Here is an 18,494-nt window from a genome sequence, read left to right on the forward strand (position 1 = left end):
ATTTGAAATCAAGGAGAAATCAATGTCCCGCCAAGTGATCCATACTGAAAATGCCCCTGCTGCAATTGGTACTTATTCACAAGCCATTTTAGTAGACAACACATTATATCTTTCAGGGCAAATTGGCTTAGACCCATATAGCATGGAATTGGTCGAAGGCATTGAAGCACAAATTCGACGTGTTTTTGATAACTTAAAAGCAGTCTGTGAAGCTGCAGGCGGTTCTTTAGCAGATATTGCAAAGCTCAATATTTTTCTTACCGATTTATCCAACTTTCAATTGGTCAACCAGATTATGGGCGAATACTTTGCTCAACCTTATCCTGCACGTGCAGCATTAGGTGTTGCTTCTTTACCTAAAAATGCATTGGTTGAAATGGATGGTATTGTCATTATTCCTCAATAATATCAGCCAAAACTAATTGTTTGATTTTAAATAATTTAAAAAATAAAATTAAATACTACCGATCAGGTGGTATTTTTTTATTCAAAAAGCCAATAAAGATTAATGAGATTTCAAATGAATTTCATTGACAAATGATAACAATTATCAATAATATTAGATATCGCATTTAACCTTAGGGTTGAGTTTTATGTACGTTTGTTTATGTCGTGGTATTACAGATCAAGATATCAAAGATGCAATGGCAAATGGTGCAGAGAGCTACCGTGAAGTACGTGAATTATTAGACTTAGGCACGTGCTGTGGTCGTTGTGCCCCTGAAGCAAAAAGCATTATTAATGAAGAACTATCGCTGATTGCAGCACGTATTTCTGTTGCCGCGTAGCTTTTAATTTAAAAATTCAAACATAAAAATAAGTTCAGATTTATAACGACAATAAATAAGTTTTTTAATGATCCCCAGATCATTCTCCTCCCCCCGCTTCGACTCAAAGCGGGTTCGTTTTTTCAATCAGTCTCTTTTAGCCAAAACGACATCCCTATTGTTTTTGATTGCGATTTTCATTTGCCGTTCCATAAACTACTCGTAACCCTGCAAAAAGTTGATTAATATAGAGCCATATCAAATTACCTTAATCATTAAATTTCAATGACTCAGTTTAAATTCACGTTAAGGTAAAAAATTAGAATGGAGTTTTAACCATATGCAAGGCAATCGAGACGTAATTAATCAGCTCAATCAAGTGCTTTATCATCATTTGACTGCGATTAACCAATACTTTTTACACTCGCGTATGTTTAATGATTGGGGAATCGAGAAACTTGGTTCGGCTGAATACAAAGAATCTATTCGCCAAATGAAGCACGCGGATAAGATCATTGAACGTATTCTTTTCTTGGAAGGCTTACCGAACCTTCAACATTTAGGCAAGTTGTACATTGGTCAACATACAGTTGAAGTTTTAAACTGTGATGTACGCAAAGTAAAAGAAAACATTGATGCATTAAAAACAGCAGTTGCACTCGCTGAAAGCAACTTAGATTATGTGACTCGTGATCTTGTTCAAGAAATTCTTGAAAAAGAAGAAGAGTTTTGGGATTGGACAACCACCCAACTGGATCTAAGCGAAAGTGTTGGCATCGAAAATTATATTCAAAGCCAACTATAATTTTTTAAATATCACAAAAAAATCCCCCAACTGATTGGGGGATTTTTTATTTTATTTCGAAATGTGACGATGCAAAATTTACAATCATCAAAATTCACTTTTATGAAATGGTATTATTTTCCTACAACAGATACAGGTAACAGATCTTGATAACTCTTATCTTGCCGGTGTAGTGTATTAAGAATCCATAACTGATGTTCAGCCTCAACTTTTTTACCATTAAAAGCCAAGATCTGTGCATATTTCTGAATATCATATGCAGAAGCTAAGTTCGCTACCATACGTCCCATATCTTGCAACTGCTGATCCGACATTTTTGTATATGGATTTAAGCCAATCCACCAGACACGTTCTTTAAATTGCGTCAGCAACAAAATATCCTGATTCATCACTGCTTGCTGTGAAGCACTTAACGGTGTTTTCTTATTCACAAATACGCTTTGTTGGCGGTATAAAATATAGTCTCGATAAATTACTCCCACCAAGACCAAACCAATCACAATAATACTTACTGTAATCGAAGACTTTAAGTTCACTGTAGGCAAACGAGAATACTGAGCTTGAATGATCCCCAATAAAAAACCTAAAGGGAGTAAGAAATATGCATAGTGAATTGGGTATTCCAATAAAGCATGAATCAAAATGGCACAGACCATCAAACCTGCTGCAATCGAAACCGCATCTTTAATGCCCTTATTTAGCCAATACAACCAACATGCGACATAAACAATAATCAATCCACCAATCGGAATACCATTCCAAATCAGCAAATCCAAAATCACATTATGTGCAGTTTTATACCATTCATGTGATGGATATAAATCAAAAGCAGCGATTTGCGCCATCCCTGTTTGATTCCAGCCATAACCAAACCATGGCTTTTCTGAAATCGCGACTAGAGCTTGATTCCACATATCTAAACGGAGATAACCCGATGTTGCTCGCTCGACCGCTGAAGATGTTTGCGTTACTTCTTGTGTCGCTACAGCTGCAATCCACTGATTCAGTATTGGCAAGCATGCAATCAAAGCAATAAACACCCCACTCCATGCGAGCAATTTTACAAACCCAAAACGTTTAGTTTGACCGAATTGCTTGATGGTCAAATAAATCAAAGTGAACAAACATACCACCCAAGCAGTACGAGATTGAGTCAATGCAATGGTCAATAGAAAAATAAAAGTTGATGGTCCGAGTATGTAATTTGGCAGTATCTTCTTTTCATAAAAATATAAACATGCAAATACCCCCATACACATAAACGTCGCCAGATTATTCGGCTGGGCAAAGTTTGCATATGGACGGTTTTCGCGTAACCTATTCATTAATGGGCTAAAATAATCATTTATATTTAACCATTGGCAAATTGCAATAAAACTTGAAAGCATCGCACCCGTAAAAACCACAAGGCAAAACAATTTAAAGACTTGTTCTCTTTGACCTTTTTCACCCACTGCCAAGTTATAGCCAACAACCAGCATCAACCAAAACATCGCAATATAGGCGGTACAAAGCAATGCATTACTAAAATACAAAATTTCTCCAAAGCCCCATTGTATCAATGGGATTGCCAATACAGGCAATATAAGCACTTGCGGTTTTGGAATTTTTAAATCTTTATTTAGAAAAGCACTGAGTAGCACCAAAGCCGATAGAAAAGTAAGCGCTTCACTACCAAAGGTTGTCCATGGCATTTTATGAATAGGTAAAAGCCAAGCAAGTAAAAGCAATACGGCTGAAAGAATGTAAGGAATGGCTTTCATAGGAAAAGTGAAAAGAAAAACTGAGCCTATTATAGCGTTTCTAGCACTTTTTGTTTAAGGAATGATTGTACAGTTTGCACCTTTACTCAAGTCACAACGGATATCTACTGTAGATGAATGCTTACTTTTTGCCTCAATAATTAGATTGGTTGTCGATTCATTCCATAAAGAAGCATCTGTAATAACCTCACATGCTGATGATTTTGGTGAATGCGGGAATGTATTTGCTTCAGATACAAATATTACATAAAAAACACTATTTGCATAAGCTTTCGCCTCTGAAAGACATGCAGTTTGTTTCGCTTTCCGACTATAACTATTATAAGCAGGAAAAGAAATTGCAACCAGAATACCCATTATTGCAACAACAATAATTATCTCTATGAGACTAAATCCATTATTTTTTTTCATCATCTCTCACCAATTTCATTCACACGAATAGGTTGATTATTTTTTACAGATTTATATATATCATCATATGTATAATTTACATGATACAAATCATACAAAATCTTATAATAATCTCTTGCCTCCTCAAACCTACCATTAAGGATTAATATTTTAACAATATTGATAAGATTATACTCAGTAGGTGCCGTTTTTATAAAATTTTTATAATATTTAATTTTAGCATCAGACATCATAGATGGTTTTTTTTCAAAAACCCAGTTTTTCATTGTATCTAATCGACCCAAAATTAAAATCTCTTCTTTTATTTCATTTTTTTCGAACTCTTCACTATTATAGTTAGCTATTATATACTTTATATTTAAGTAATCCCTAATGATTGCACCAAAAATAATAATTGAAAAAATAAAAATAATTGGAAAAGTTTTTTTATTTAATTGAAAAATCTTTAAATCATAATTCTCTCTTAATAAAAAACCAATCAAAAAAGCTATGATTAATAAAAAACAAGCATAATTTTGTGGGAACTCTAGTAAAGCATGAACTATAAAACTTACAATTATTAACCTAATTAAAACCATTTTTTGATTAGATGTAAAAAAAACCAACTTTAATAAATATAAAGCATAAAATATAATGATACTTCCAATTAATATGCCATTCCAAACTAATAGTTCTAAAATAATGTTGTGTGCACTTCTAGTCTGTTCACTATGAAACACAGTTGTAGAAGCAATTATCTGTGCATATGCTGTTTGATTCCATCCATAACCAAACCATGGCTGCTGATAAATTGCGACCAACATTTGTTTCCATATTCCCAATCTCAATGAACCAGTTGATAAACGATCATTCACATTTTGCGTAGACAACAAACCTAAACCAAAGCCATTTAAGAAATTATTTAGATAAGGTATCGTAAATAAAAAAATAAAAAATAATACTGAATAAAAATAAATAGTTTTTTTCTTAACCACCTTATCTTGAATAAAAAATAAGCACACACCAATTATAATAAGCTCTATCCAAGCTGTTCTTGAATAGGATAATGCTATAGCAAACAAAATTAAAAAAGAAAAAACACTTGCCATTTTCTTAGTAATCTTTAAATCTTTTAATAAAAAAAGATTACTCAACAAGCCAAATACTAAAAAGGTTGCCATATTATTAGGTTGAGCAAAATTTCCAAACGGACGATCATGATGTAATGGTGCTATCAAAAAAATATTCTTTTCTAAACCAAACCACTGTAATAAAATAATAATTACACTTATTAATGAAGAGATTAAAATAGAACCTGAAAGCAATATTAATGTTCTTTCCTTAAGTTCTATACTTGCAGTATTAAACCCAATTATCATTGATAGAAAAACACAAAATAAGTATGAAAAACACAATAAAGCTGTTTCAAAGTATAATTCTATACCAAAAAAATATTGAAAAAATGGTATAATTGAAAAAAACAAAACAGGTAAAATTACTCTAGGAATAATAATATCTTTATCTTTGAAGAAAAAAATTAAGCAGAATAAGCTCAGAAAAGCACAAATCTCACTCACTATCATCAACCATGGATTAGCGTGAAAAGGACTTAACCATGCACAACAAATAAACAATAATGAAAGTATAATAATTATTTTTCTTAACAAAACATTCTCCAAAAAAAAAGGCTCATAAATGAGCCTTTTTTGATTTTAAATTATTGATTACCAGAAGTAGAAGATGCTGAGCAAGAACCTGTTTGATCACAGCTAATTGTTGCATCTCCATTGCCTTTAGCCGCAGCAGTTACACCAGTGAAAGTAGCAATTGTTTGGCCACCTGTAATTACAGTATTTTGACATGCTTTATTTGCAATCGAAGGAGCAGAAGCACCATCACTAAATGCAGCGACTACAGCATTAGCAAAACCTTTCGCTTCAGCCAAACATGCACGGTTTGCAGATTTGATTGTGTAGTTTTTATACGCAGGAATCGCAATCGCAGCAAGAATACCAATAATTGCAACAACAATCATTAATTCGATAAGAGTAAAACCCTTTTGAACTGATTTCATAACATTTCTCCAATGTTTTAAAAATTTTTATAGCTTTAGAGCAATTTATATGGCTGTTCTTTTTGTGGAAAAAATCAACAACCAATCGAGACTCTTTGATTTTAGAGAGAATGTAATGCTTTACAAGTTTTTTTTTACCGCTTATATTTTTACGTAATTATACGTAAAAAAGTGACATTTATTGTCACCAAAAACCCGATTAATTCACAATGATAGGGTTATTTGTTAACTCATTAACATTGGCAACCTGAGCATCTTGCTTACCATAAAATAAATTTAAAATTTGACCAATTTCTAAGACACCATTGGTGACCGCAGTTCGATAATTTTTATCTTTTAACTCTGAAATCATCGCATCGCAAATCTGTTGCCATATTTGCTGCGTTGTTGCTTGATAAATACCACGATCTATCACAATTTCGACTGTCTTTTCACATAAGTTTAAATACAGCAACACGCCACTATTATACTCAGTATCCCACACGCCCAATTCAGCAAACAATTGTTGCGCTCTTAAACGTGTATTTTGATGATATGCCTGATGACTTGGAATATGTCCCTCAATCACTACTTGTATTTCACCGACATGACCTTGTTCAGCTTGCGTCACAGTTTGTGCAATGACTTGTTGATCGTGCTTTGAAAAATAGCGTTTTGACGCGGGCATATATAAAACGTGTTTTAACCAACGTTTTAAGCTGGGTTGTACCTGTTCCTGTAACTTCGGTTCAGTCACAATTGCTGTTGTATCTGTTTTTGTTACCATGAGCCTGATGCTCCTCCACCGCCGAAACCACCGCCGCCGCCACTATAACCCCCACCACCGCCAAAACCGCCCCCTCCATTACTTCCACCACGCCCACCACCTGATAGAAACATTTGGAAAATAAGTTGTGCCAGTGACGTAATCAACAAGAAGAATATGCCAAAACCCAAAACTAGACTCATCACAATCCCTGAGCCATAAATAAGCCCTGCTGCGGTTGCGGTCACACCCGCAACGGCTGCACTTAAACGATTACCCACAATAAATGATGCAAAGATACCAATCACCAAAATCACCATAGCAGTGGTTAAGGTTCGGTCCTTAGCTTCTTGTTCTTGCAGTGCTTGAGTTTGCCGCGCTTTTAACTCATCCGCGGCTTGTTTGGCAATTTCAGGGTCAAGATTTAAAATACGCTCAATCTCATTGACACCTGCCTGTAAACCTTGAGCATATTGCCCCTGTTTAAAATCAGGGGTGATTTGATTGCGTATAATTCGACTAACCATAATGTCAGGAAGTACACCTTCTAAACCATAGCCTGTTGCAATATGAATTTTTTGATCATTGATTGCGACTGCAATCAATAAACCATTGTCTTGTTTTGCTGAACCTAACTTCCATTGCTCAGCAACCCGCATTGCGAAATCAAAAATTCCTTCTTGCCCCGTGGTTGGGACAATGATAATGCCGATTTGCGCTTTGCCTTGGCGGTATATATCACGAATTTGTTGTTCTAAATTTTGCTTTTCAGCTGCAGATAACACCTTGGCTTGATCAACGACAGGCTGATTCAGTGTGGGAATATTTCGAGTAGTTTCACCCTCTGCCATATCATTGGCAACTTGGGGTACGTTTTGTACGGGACTTTGAGGTCCTTGTTGTGTAGTTGGCGTTTGATTTACTTGATTTTGAGTATCTGGTGGTTTTGAACCGATCACATTGGGTAAATTAGTATTGGGCACCACTTTACCCAAAACAATCGCATCTTGCGCCTCTTGCTCATCTGTGGCTGTCGCAGTTTCAGCCCAGACACTCGATTGAACAGAAAGCATCAGTCCAAGAAATACAAATAATATTGTACTCATGTTTTTCATTACTGATTTTTCTCGCCATTCAATCATAGTTCACCTTTTATTTAACAATGAATATTCTTAGCCTATCTTTTTCAGCATGCTTTAAAGACAGTGAAATGAAATCACATCATTAATTAAAATTAACTGTTGGCGCTTTAGATGCACCCGCTTCTGCACTAAAGTTTGGCTTGGCTTTCATACCAATCACTTTAGCAGTCATTGCTTGAGGGAATTGACGTACATAAGTATTGTAATCTTGAACAGATTCTACATAACGTGTACGCGCAGTACTGATACGGTTTTCCGTACCTTCCAATTGAACCTGTAAATCACGGAACTGTTCATTGGCTTTTAAATCTGGATAATTTTCCGTCACCGCTAAAAGTCGCGATAACGCACTGGTCATTTGTGATTGTGCTTCTTGGTATTTTTTAAACAATTCAGGATCGTTCAATACTTCTTTATCTACTTTTAAACCTGCAACATTGGCACGCGCCTCAGTCACTTCAGTTAAAACTTTTTCTTCATGCGTTGCATAACCTTTGACGACATTGACCAGGTTAGGCACTAAATCTGCTCGACGTTGATATTGGTTTTCAACTTCTGACCATGCCGCATTTACTGACTCATCTTTGGCTTGCAAAGTGTTATAGCCACAACCTGAAAAAGCCAAAGTACTTGCCAATGTAAGTGCAACTAAACCTTTTTTCATTGAATTCATTGCCAATTCCTCAGAGATATTTATTTGTATTTGTTGATATCTCTGCATTCTATACAGTTTAAGGCAAAGTTTTGTTTAATTTCTGCTACCTAGCCAATGATCATACAATTAAATTTTTGAATGTTTGATAGATATTGACAAAAAATGCCTTAAAGCGAAACCATTTAGAAGGTTGAAAATAATCTAAACGTGTCTCAATTAATTTCGGGTTGAGATAGCCGATATCTTGAGCGCGCCGATAAAGCAAATCTACTGTTTTATCCGCCAAGTTATAATTCAGCATTTCAATATTGGCCATATTAAATATAATTTGCGCAGTGATTGGATCACGATCTACAAACCTTAACCGTTGATCCATTTGAATTTGGCTATCAAATAAGATTCTATTTAAATCATAATGTTGTTTTTGAAATTGTACAGTTTTAACCTTTGCCTTTGGTTCGGCTGCTTGACCAAAATCCAACCCCAAAACATCGTGATGTTGAATCCATGTAGAATCTTTTTGTTGTTGGATTTTCGCATCTAAAATTTTAACATGAATCCATTCACTGCCCTGATGAAGATTTGGATCACGTTGCATACCCTGTTCAATCCAATATTTTGCTTTTTCAGACTGCCCAGCCAGTTCATATGCTGTCCCTAAGTTCGCAGCGGTTTTAGCTAGATTTGGATGGGATTTTTCAATTTGTTTAAATATTTGAATCGCTTGATCGTATTGATGTGCATAAATCAGCAAGACACCATAATCATTTAAATCCTCAACAGATTTGGTTTTTGGTAAATGACCTTGCGCCAATTGCTTTTGAGCAGTTTTTTGATCTAATCCGCCATAACCCAACTCAAAAGCATAAGTATTGATACAGGCATGGGCTGTAACAGAGATCACGGACAGCCCAATCACAGGGATATAAAATTTTAGCTTCATCTTGTTATTCTCATTTTGATTATTTAAAAATTTTAACTAAGGATTTAAGCATATTTTTAAATGCATAAAAAAGCCACCCTAAGGTGGCTTCTTATTTCAATTACTTTTATTCTTCGTCTTTTTGCTCAGGTAAATCTTTCACAGCTTCTGCGATTAGACCAAACATATAGTTACCATAGGCATTGGTTTTATCATAATGAAAGCGCAAACGCGGAGTTACACGAGTTTTAATACGACGACCTAATTCGTGGCGTAAAAAACCAGATGCTTTATTTAAAACATCTAACGTTTCTTTATTTGCCGCTTCACTTTGCTCATCGCCAAGTTCACGCCCCATCACGGTAACGTAAACTTCTGCATAACCTAGATCTGGACTGACTTTCACTGCAGAGATGGTCACTAGACCACCTAAGCGTGGATCTTTCAGCTCTTGGCGGATCAGTTCTGACAACTCACGTTGTACTGTATCTGCCATACGCTTAAGACGTTGACTACCCGCCATTAAAGACTCCGTTTAATCAACTGAACATCATACACTTCGATTTTATCAAGTGCTTTGATGTCTTTATAACCTTTCACTGCAAGACCACATTCCATACCGGCACGAACTTCTTCAACCACTTCTTTATAGCGACGAAGAGATTCAAGCTCACCTTGGAATACCACAACATCATCACGTAGTACACGGATTGGTTTATTACGATGTAATACACCTTCGAGTACCATACAACCCGCAGCAGCACCAAACTTACTTGAATGGAATACTTCACGAACTTCTGCAACACCCAGAATTGTTTCACGGTGTTCAGGTGCAAGTTTTCCGCTCATTGCTGCTTTCACATCATCAATAAGTTGATAGATGATTGAGTAGTAACGAATGTCGATACCATCTGCATCTGCTTTTTGACGTGCGGTATTATCTGCACGTACGTTAAAACCAAGAAGTACCGCTTCTGAAGATTCAGCAAGAGTCACATCAGACTCAGTGATTGCACCAACGCCTGAACCAATGACACGTACTTTAACTTCGTCAGTTGCAAGATCAGCAAGTGCAACATGTAACGCTTCCAAGGTACCACGTACATCAGTTTTAAGAACAACATTTACAATCGGCACATCTTTCTTGCCCATTGATGCCATGATGTTCTCAAGACGCATTGCGCTTTGACGTTCAAGACGTTTTTGACGCTCACGATCCATACGCGCATCGGCAACTTCACGTGCTTTTTTCTCATCATTAACAACAAGAACTTCATCACCCGCCATTGGCGCTTCTGGAAGACCTAAAATTTCAACTGGAATTGAAGGACCTGCAGATTGAATACGTTGACCATTCTCATCCGTCATCGCACGAACACGGCCGTAAGATGCACCTGCAAGAACCAAGTCACCTACTTTCAATGTACCGTTTTGAACAAGGATAGACGTTACCGCACCACGGCTATTGTCTACACGTGCTTCAATTACAACACCTTGAGCAGCACCTTCTTCAGATGCTTTCAATTCTAACATTTCAGCTTGAATTGAAATCAAATCTAGAAGTTCGTCAATACCTTGACCAGAATGTGCTGAAACCATTGCAACCGGTACATCACCACCCCATTGTTCAGGCACGATTTCTTTGGTTGTCAATTCATTCAATACGCGATCTGGATCAGCTGATTCTTTATCCATTTTATTGATTGCAACAATAATTGGAGTACCCGCAGCACGCGCATGGTCAATTGCTTCCGCAGTTTGTGGCATTACACCATCATCCGCTGCAACAACAAGTACCACGATATCAGTCGCTTTGGCACCACGTGAACGCATTGCAGTAAATGCAGCATGTCCAGGCGTATCAAGGAAAGTAATAATTCCTTTATCCGTTTTAACGTGATAAGCACCAATATGCTGTGTAATCCCGCCCGCTTCACCTTGCGCAACTTTGGCACGACGAATGCGATCAAGTAACGATGTCTTACCATGGTCAACGTGACCCATGATCGTTACAACTGGCGCACGTGTTGTTTGTGCACCACGCGCTTCTTCAGCTGCTTCAAGTAGGTTATCTTCAGCTTGTGTATCAGATACACGTACTGGGTTGTGACCCATTTCTTCAACAATCAATGCTGCAATTTCTTGCTCAATGGCTTGGTTTTGAGTAACAAGCTCACCCATTTTCATGAGTGATTTAATCACTTCACGAACTTTAACTGCCATTTTTGCTGCAAGATCTGCAACAACAATGGTTTCACCAATTTCAACGTCATAAACTTGCTTTTTAACTGGTTTTTCAAAACCATGTTTATTGGCTTGGCTGGTTTTTAAACCACGTTTATGCGGGTTATGGCTGAAAGATTGCTCTTCCTGACCACGACGACCACCTTTTTTAGGAGAACGCGTATTTGCAGTATTGGTACCACGTTTGATTTCACGGTCTTCTTTCGCAAATGAATCTTCATATGCTTGACCAACCAAACCGGCAGCCAATGGTGAATCATCAACTACACGAATCGTAGTCGTTGTTTCATCAGAAGAATACTTAGACGCCATTTGACGCATTTGCTCAAGGGTACGTTGTTGAGCTTCTTCTGCTGACTTACGACGAGCTGCTTCTTCAGTCGCTTTCAGTTGTGCTGCTTGAGCTTCACGGGCACGTTTCTGCTCAGGGGTTTCAATGGTTTTTACGGTTGCTTTAGTAATCGGTTTATTGGTCGATTTACGTTTTACAACAACAGCTGCTTTTGGTGTTTCTTTCGCAGCAGTTTGCTGTTTTGCAGCAGCACGCATTTTTTCTAAATTCGCTTTCGCTGAACTTTCAGTTTTTTCAACTCCACTCACTACAGTATTTTGCTGTACTTTTTGAGTTGACGTCACTTGAGCATTTGCTTGAGCTTTCGCCAAAGCTTCCGCTTTGATTTGTTCAGGATCTGGCTTAGTAAACGTATGTTTCTTACGAACTTCTACGTTAATTGTCTTCGCTTTACCTGAAGTACTCGCAACTTTAGCTGTACTTGTCGTTTTACGTTTCAACGTGATTTGTCCTGCTTGTCCCGTATCTTGACCATGCGCTTTTTTCAAATGGTTCACGAGAACATCTTGCTGTTCAGTAGAAATTTTATCTTCAGCCTGTTTTTGTGGCAATCCAGCTTCACGCACCTGATCAAGGAGCTTTGCAACAGGAAGTCCTACGCTGACCGCTAACTCTTGAATTGACTTATCCGTCATGTATTACCTCCTAGTTAAACCATGATTCACGTGCTTTCATAATCAATTGACCTGCTTTCTCAGCGCCTAAACCGTCGATATCAGAGATATCATCCGTTGCTTGGTCAGCTAAGTCATCGATTGTTACCACACCACGTGCTGCTAAAGCATGCGCAATTTCAGAAGTCATTCCTTCCATCGCAACAAGTTCTGGACTTGGGTCCTGAATATCTTCTTGTTGCTTTAACGCATCAGCTAAAGCTGCTTCTTTTGCACGACTTTGTAGCAATTCAACTGTATCCGCATCTAATTCGATTTCATCGAAAGTTTCCGCAGGTACATAAGCGATTTCCTCAAGTGAGGTAAAGCCCATTTCTACTAAAGCCATTGCAAGATCTTCTTCAATATCAAGACGTGTTACAAACATGTCTAAATACTGTTGAGCTTCATTTTGTTGACGAGCACGGTACTCATCTTCAAGCATCATATCTAATTTATAGCCCGTAAGCTCTGATGCTAAACGGACGTTTTGACCTTGTGAACCAATTGCTCGCGCAAGTTGATCGCTGGTTGCAAAAATAATGTCTGCTGTACGCGCATCTTCATCAATCACAATCCCAGATACATCCGCAGGCTCTAAAGCGCTGGCGATATATTGAGCAGGATCATCAGACCACACCACAACATCAATACGTTCACCATTTAACTCAGATTGTACCGCTTGGATACGTGTACCACGCATACCAATACATGCACCGACTGGATCAATACGATGATCGTTGGTTTTAACCGCAATTTTTGCACGTACACCTGGTTGACGCGCTGCTGCTTTAATTTCAATGATTTCTTCAGAAATTTCAGGAATTTCTTTTTTCATTAATGCAATCAGCATTTCAGGTTTAGCACGTGACAACAAGAGTTGTGCACCACGACCTTCACGGTTCACATTGTAAAGAATTGCATTCATACGCTGTTTAGGGCGCAGAATTTCTTTAGGAATCATTTCTTCACGCGCTAAATACGCTTCTGCATTATCACCCAAGTCAATGATGAAGCCATCTTTGGTTTGTTTTTTCACTTCACCATAGATCAATTCACCGACTTTAGCTTCATAAGCATCCGCCACTAAAGCACGTTCAGCTTCACGAATTTTTTGCACAATGACTTGTTTAGCAATCTGCGCGGCAATACGACCAAAATCAATTGATGGTACTTCTAACTCACGGATATCACCAATTGACCATTGAGCAGGATCAACATCAGAAATCGCATCTTGACATGCTGGCATTTCATGATCTTCATCAGCAACAACTTCCCATTGACGGAAAGTGCTGTAATCACCTGTTTTACGGTCAATTTCTACACGTAACTGAGCTTCTTCCGAATTCGTTCCTTCGTAGAATTTCTTTTTCGTCGCTGCAACTAAAGCCTGTTCAAGCGCTTCAAAAATTGCTTCACGACTTACACCTTTCTCATTACTAACCGTTTCAACGACGGTGAGAATTTCACGAGCCATAAGTCACCTATTTATTCAGATTTCTATTTCTGGATTAATCCTGAAAGATCAAATTCGCTTTGTCTATATTGTTGCTATCGATCTCAAGTACTTGCTGTTTTTCAACTTCGACTTGAATGAATTCATTTTCTAAATCTACAGCAATTAATTTTGCTTGGAATTTACGGCGATTTTCAACTGCAGCAATCAAACGCAATGCAACTTGTTGTCCGATGTATTTTTCTAACTGCGCCAACTGGAAGAATGGTCGATCCCAACCTGGTGATGATACTTCTAAAGCATATTCACCTGAAATTGGATCATGTACATCTAATATTGCACCGACTTGCTGAGTCACACGTACACAATCTTGTACGCCAATACCACGACCTAATTCTGCTTCACCATCTTCATTGATTGTTGGTTCAGCATTTTCCACAACGTCTTTGTCGATATAAATACGCAATAAAGAACGCTTACCTTGAGGAATAAATTCGATTCCCCAAAGTTCTACATCACAAGCTTGCACTGCAGGAGTGATTAGATCTTGAAGTGCTTGAGTTTTATTTGATAGCTTCATTTACTCTCGTCATATTTGTGCGATTCAATCGCTCATCGGACTAATTCAAACTTACTATAGTGAAGCATGTCTTTTTGACCAATTGATGTCCACACTACACGATAGCCAATAAAAAAGGGCGTAATCGCCCCTATTATCGCACAGTAAACCGAAGTTCACTATGCAAAAAAGACCCACCTATCTGTGAGCCCTTTTAGAAACTTGGTAGCGGGAGCTGGATTTGAACCAACGACCTTCGGGTTATGAGCCCGACGAGCTACCAGACTGCTCCATCCCGCATCAGCGTTGCAAAATTATACACAAGAAATTTATCTTTTTCAATCTATCATTAACCGATACATTGTATTTCTTGCTTGATTAAGTTGCACCTTAATCAAAATGGTAGCGGGAGCTGGATTTGAACCAACGACCTTCGGGTTATGAGCCCGACGAGCTACCAGACTGCTCCATCCCGCAACAACACTGCAAATTCACACATCATCTCAATTTCTCAACTTAGATGATCTTTAATTAAGTTGCATCTTAATTAAATTGGTAGCGGGAGCTGGATTTGAACCAACGACCTTCGGGTTATGAGCCCGACGAGCTACCAGACTGCTCCATCCCGCATCAATGTTTTTTCAGCTGCTAACACCAACAATCTGGTTCATTGTTGGTGCGGAAGGGGGGACTTGAACCCCCACGCCCGAAAGCACTACCACCTCAAGGTAGCGTGTCTACCAATTCCACCACCACCGCAGCTGTGACGCATTCTAGTCGCATCATTCAGAAAAAGAAAGAACTAAATGGCATTATTCGCCAGTTTTTGGTGCAGTTGGTGAAGTTTCACCCGTATTGGCTGGTGCAGCTGGTGCCGTTTGAGAGCTGGTCTGTACAGATTTTAAACCATACGCATCTGAAGTTTGTTTTTTAGCAAACACCGCCAAACTTAAACTGGTGATAAAAAACAAAGCCGTGAGAATCGCAGTTAAACGAGTTAAAAAGCTTGCAGAACCTGAAGCACCAAATACTGTTGCAGCACCACCGCCACCAAATGATGCACCTGCATCTGCACCCTTACCATGTTGAACGAGGATAAGCCCGATCATCAAAACGGCCAAGATGATATGTACAACCAGCACAAATGTATGCATGCTGAACTCCTATTCTTCTGTTTTAGCAAATGCTTGAGCAATTTTATAAAATGACTCAGCATTAAGTGATGCACCACCAACCAGCGCACCGTTGATATCTGGACAAGCAGCTAACTCTACTGCATTTTCAGGTTTGACACTACCGCCATACAAAATCGCTGTATGTTGAGCTTGGGCCGTAATTTGAGTTAAACCTTCGCGAATTTTTGCATGCATTGCCTGAGCATCTTGTGGAGAAGCTGTCTTGCCTGTTCCTATCGCCCAAATCGGTTCATAGGCAATCACAATATTGTGCCATTGCTCTGCTTTTACAACCGCTGCGAGATCGCAAATTTGTTGTAAGACCACCTGCTCTGCCTGCCCTGCTTCACGTTGTTCTAAGCTTTCACCTACACAATAAATCACTTGAAGCCCAGCATTTAAAGCATTTGATAATTTTGCTTTAATTTTTGTAACATCATCGCCAAAAATTTCTCGACGTTCTGAGTGCCCAATCAACACATAATCAATCTGGCTGTCTTTGAGTAGTTCAGCACTCACTTCGCCGGTATAAGCGCCTGTGCCTGCCATTTGAGAAAGATCTTGTGCGACAACTTTGACTGGTGAATGTGCATCTTTAAGTAATTTTTGCACAGACAGTAATGCAATAGAAATAGGCGCAACACCAATATGACATTGTTGTTCTGTAATCGGTGATTGTTGTAAATACTGATTTAAATCTTGAATGAGCTGTTGCGAATTCGCTTGCATTGGGTTCATTTTCCAATTGCCGACAACCCAAGGAGTAATAGTCGAACCCGACATACATCTAACCTTTTATCGAAAATGTGCACATTCTACACGGAATTTATATTTTTAAAGTATTTTTTCTTTATCAATTCAGTCATCTCATTTAAAGTCATGCTTTAACAATAAGGAATGAAACATAAATCGTTTCAAAGATTATGCTAAAAAGCCTGATTGGCTCAAGTTATTTTCAAATATGTTTCTATAAAAAATACGTTTAATTCTAGATATTTCTAAGGATCATCGTATAATTTTCGTATTCCAATTATAAAATGAAATTTAATGTGTTTTGGGGATGTCTATGCAAAATGGTTCACCTAAGTTTTCGGGGTATATCCGTCGCTTAGTCGACGAAGGTTTTTTATCTGCCCAGCAAATGAAAGATGCGCTCAGTAACGCTCAAAAAAATAAAGTGAGTATCGTGGCTTATCTCAGTGAAAAACTAAATATACCGCCACTGATCATTGCTGAAATGATCTCCCAAGAATTTGGAGAACCCATTTTTGATCTTGATAGCTTTAATCCTGACATACTGCCCAAGGAGCTTATTGAGCCAAATTTAGTCACTAAACATAAAGTGATTCCTTTAGTACAACGTGGCAATATTTTATATGTCGCCACCAGTGATCCGACCAATATAGAAGCGCTGGATGCCATTCGTTTTAACTGCGGTTTGAATATTGAACCGATCATTGTTGAACATCATAAATTAGAAAAATATTTAGAAAAGCACTTTACTGTAGAGGAAAGCTTTAATTTTGGTGATGAAGATTTTGACGTTGATATCATTGCCACTGATGACAACCCTCCATCAGAAGATGATGACGATGAGGCTTCAGAAGAAGAAGCACCTATTGTTAAATATATCAATAAACTCTTGATCGATGCGATTCGTATGGGTGCATCTGATTTACACTTTGAACCTTATGAAAAAAGTTATCGGGTGCGTTATCGTGTAGATGGGGTACTAAGAACCATTACCAATCCCCCCTTGCAATTAGCTGGCCGTTTGGCATCACGTCTAAAAGTGATGTCTAGAATGGATATTTCTGAAAAGCGCGTTCCGCAGGATGGTCGTATTAAGTTAAAAATATCAAAGACCAAAGCCATTGATTTTCGTGTGAATTCACTACCGACATTATTTGGCGAAAAATTGGTACTGCGTATTCTTGACCCTTCCAGCGCAATGTTGGGTATTGATGCGCTGGGTTATGAAGAAAAGCAAAAAGCATTATTTATGGAGGCCTTAGAAAAACCTCAAGGCATGTTACTGATTACTGGACCCACAGGTTCAGGTAAAACTGTTTCCCTCTATACGGGCTTAAATATCCTCAATACAGAAAGTTCAAATATTTCTACAGCCGAAGATCCTGTTGAAATTAACTTGGAAGGGATCAATCAAGTTAACGTCAATCTTAAAGCAGGTCTCAGCTTTTCGGTCGCTTTGAAATCATTCCTACGTCAAGATCCTGACATTATCATGGTCGGTGAGATTCGAGACCTCGAAACTGCTGAAATTGCGATCAAGGCTGCTCAAACGGGTCATATGGTGATGTCTACCCTACATACCAACAGCGCACCTGAAACATTAACCCGTTTACGTAATATGGGTGTACCTTCATTTAATATTGCCACCTCAGTCAATCTTGTGATTGCGCAACGATTGGCAAGACGTTTATGTAATCATTGTAAAGCACCCGTTGAAATCCCTAGACAGAGTCTGTTAGAAATGGGCTTTACCGAACAAGACTTAAGCAATCCTGACTTACAAATTTTTCAGCCTGTGGGCTGTAATGAATGCCGTGAAGGCTATAAAGGTCGTGTCGGGATCTACGAAGTGATGAAAGTAACACCTGAGATTTCAAAAATTATCATGGAAGATGGCAATGCGCTGCAAATTGCAGCAGCATCGGAGAAATTAGGGTTTGATAATCTAAGACGTTCAGGTTTAATTAAAGTCATCAATGGGTTAACTTCTTTACAAGAAATTAACCGTGTGACCAGCGAATAAATATAATCAATATTCA

At 38.1% G+C, this 18,494-nt stretch carries 18 protein-coding genes and 4 tRNA genes; 4 read left to right on the forward strand and 18 right to left on the reverse strand.

The genetic code is table 11. The annotated features are described in order from the left end of the window. The first annotated feature begins 22 nt into the window (after positions 1 to 22). The 3 genes from CQZ96_RS11965 (at position 23) to bfr (ending at position 1,572) form a co-directional block, all read left to right on the forward strand. Positions 23 to 406, forward strand: coding sequence for a RidA family protein (locus CQZ96_RS11965; protein WP_004718306.1), 384 nt, complete (start codon positions 23 to 25; stop codon positions 404 to 406). Between the two features lie 187 nt (positions 407 to 593). Beyond that, positions 594 to 788: a bacterioferritin-associated ferredoxin gene (locus tag CQZ96_RS11970; RefSeq protein WP_004718308.1), complete on the forward strand. Its 195-nt coding sequence runs from the start codon at positions 594 to 596 to the stop codon at positions 786 to 788. Between the two features lie 319 nt (positions 789 to 1,107). Next, positions 1,108 to 1,572, forward strand: coding sequence for a heteropolymeric bacterioferritin subunit Bfr (gene bfr, locus CQZ96_RS11975; RefSeq protein ID WP_004818630.1), 465 nt, complete (start codon positions 1,108 to 1,110; stop codon positions 1,570 to 1,572). A gap of 113 nt (positions 1,573 to 1,685) precedes the next feature. Here bfr and CQZ96_RS11980 read toward each other — a convergent pair whose 3' ends face one another. The 18 genes from CQZ96_RS11980 to tpiA form a co-directional block, all read right to left on the reverse strand. Continuing rightward, positions 1,686 to 3,335, reverse strand: coding sequence for a PglL family O-oligosaccharyltransferase (locus CQZ96_RS11980; RefSeq protein WP_105714039.1), 1,650 nt, complete (start codon positions 3,333 to 3,335; stop codon positions 1,686 to 1,688). Positions 3,336 to 3,389: 54 nt separating this feature from the next. Next, the gene (locus CQZ96_RS11985; RefSeq protein ID WP_228722718.1) at positions 3,390 to 3,746 is read right to left on the reverse strand and encodes a prepilin-type N-terminal cleavage/methylation domain-containing protein; all 357 of its coding nucleotides are present in this window, start codon (positions 3,744 to 3,746) and stop codon (positions 3,390 to 3,392) included. Beyond that, positions 3,746 to 5,392, reverse strand: a complete 1,647-nt coding sequence (locus CQZ96_RS11990; protein WP_105714041.1) for an O-antigen ligase family protein — start codon at positions 5,390 to 5,392, stop codon at positions 3,746 to 3,748. Before CQZ96_RS11990 ends, CQZ96_RS11985 begins: the two co-directional genes overlap by 1 nt. Before the next feature lie 50 nt (positions 5,393 to 5,442). Next, a complete protein-coding gene (locus tag CQZ96_RS21875; RefSeq protein ID WP_105714042.1) occupies positions 5,443 to 5,799 on the reverse strand; it encodes a type IV pilin protein in 357 nt (118 codons plus the stop codon). Positions 5,800 to 5,998: 199 nt separating this feature from the next. Then, positions 5,999 to 6,565 (reverse strand): TPM domain-containing protein, encoded by a 567-nt coding sequence (locus tag CQZ96_RS12000; protein ID WP_105714043.1) that lies wholly within the window; start codon positions 6,563 to 6,565, stop codon positions 5,999 to 6,001. Beyond that, positions 6,559 to 7,686: a TPM domain-containing protein gene (locus CQZ96_RS12005; protein WP_105714044.1), complete on the reverse strand. Its 1,128-nt coding sequence runs from the start codon at positions 7,684 to 7,686 to the stop codon at positions 6,559 to 6,561. The genes CQZ96_RS12000 and CQZ96_RS12005 overlap by 7 nt, the downstream gene beginning before the upstream one ends. Before the next feature lie 82 nt (positions 7,687 to 7,768). After that, complete coding sequence (locus CQZ96_RS12010) at positions 7,769 to 8,359, reverse strand: LemA family protein (protein ID WP_056516623.1); 591 nt, start codon at positions 8,357 to 8,359, stop codon at positions 7,769 to 7,771. 100 nt (positions 8,360 to 8,459) lie between these two features. Beyond that, positions 8,460 to 9,284, reverse strand: coding sequence for a tetratricopeptide repeat protein (locus CQZ96_RS12015; RefSeq protein WP_105714045.1), 825 nt, complete (start codon positions 9,282 to 9,284; stop codon positions 8,460 to 8,462). 106 nt (positions 9,285 to 9,390) lie between these two features. Continuing rightward, on the reverse strand, positions 9,391 to 9,786 hold the full coding sequence (locus tag CQZ96_RS12020) for a ribosome-binding factor A (protein ID WP_004718330.1): 396 nt from the start codon (positions 9,784 to 9,786) through the stop codon (positions 9,391 to 9,393). Beyond that, a complete protein-coding gene (gene infB / locus CQZ96_RS12025) occupies positions 9,786 to 12,494 on the reverse strand; it encodes a translation initiation factor IF-2 (RefSeq protein ID WP_004718332.1) in 2,709 nt (902 codons plus the stop codon). Before infB ends, CQZ96_RS12020 begins: the two co-directional genes overlap by 1 nt. 10 nt (positions 12,495 to 12,504) lie before the next feature. Further along, positions 12,505 to 13,989, reverse strand: coding sequence for a transcription termination factor NusA (gene nusA / locus CQZ96_RS12030; protein ID WP_004718337.1), 1,485 nt, complete (start codon positions 13,987 to 13,989; stop codon positions 12,505 to 12,507). Between the two features lie 34 nt (positions 13,990 to 14,023). After that, on the reverse strand, positions 14,024 to 14,548 hold the full coding sequence (gene rimP, locus CQZ96_RS12035; RefSeq protein ID WP_004718339.1) for a ribosome maturation factor RimP: 525 nt from the start codon (positions 14,546 to 14,548) through the stop codon (positions 14,024 to 14,026). Positions 14,549 to 14,750: 202 nt separating this feature from the next. Next, a tRNA-Met gene (locus tag CQZ96_RS12040) sits at positions 14,751 to 14,827 on the reverse strand. A 100-nt stretch (positions 14,828 to 14,927) separates the two neighbouring features. Then, positions 14,928 to 15,004, reverse strand: a tRNA-Met gene (locus tag CQZ96_RS12045). A gap of 76 nt (positions 15,005 to 15,080) precedes the next feature. Further along, positions 15,081 to 15,157, reverse strand: a tRNA-Met gene (locus CQZ96_RS12050). A gap of 44 nt (positions 15,158 to 15,201) precedes the next feature. Beyond that, a tRNA-Leu gene (locus CQZ96_RS12055) sits at positions 15,202 to 15,286 on the reverse strand. A 53-nt stretch (positions 15,287 to 15,339) separates the two neighbouring features. Continuing rightward, entirely contained in the window at positions 15,340 to 15,681 is a 342-nt protein-coding gene (gene secG / locus CQZ96_RS12060) for a preprotein translocase subunit SecG (RefSeq protein WP_034613616.1), read from the reverse strand. A 9-nt stretch (positions 15,682 to 15,690) separates the two neighbouring features. Continuing rightward, positions 15,691 to 16,485, reverse strand: coding sequence for a triose-phosphate isomerase (gene tpiA, locus CQZ96_RS12065; protein ID WP_105714639.1), 795 nt, complete (start codon positions 16,483 to 16,485; stop codon positions 15,691 to 15,693). A gap of 277 nt (positions 16,486 to 16,762) precedes the next feature. On the opposite strand from tpiA, the gene pilB reads away from it, so the two are divergent. Then, positions 16,763 to 18,478 (forward strand): type IV-A pilus assembly ATPase PilB, encoded by a 1,716-nt coding sequence (gene pilB, locus CQZ96_RS12070; RefSeq protein WP_105714638.1) that lies wholly within the window; start codon positions 16,763 to 16,765, stop codon positions 18,476 to 18,478. The last annotated feature ends 16 nt before the right edge of the window (positions 18,479 to 18,494 follow it).

The sequence above is a fragment of the Acinetobacter sp. MYb10 genome, assembly GCF_002980175.2.
Lineage (GTDB): Bacteria > Pseudomonadota > Gammaproteobacteria > Pseudomonadales > Moraxellaceae > Acinetobacter > Acinetobacter guillouiae.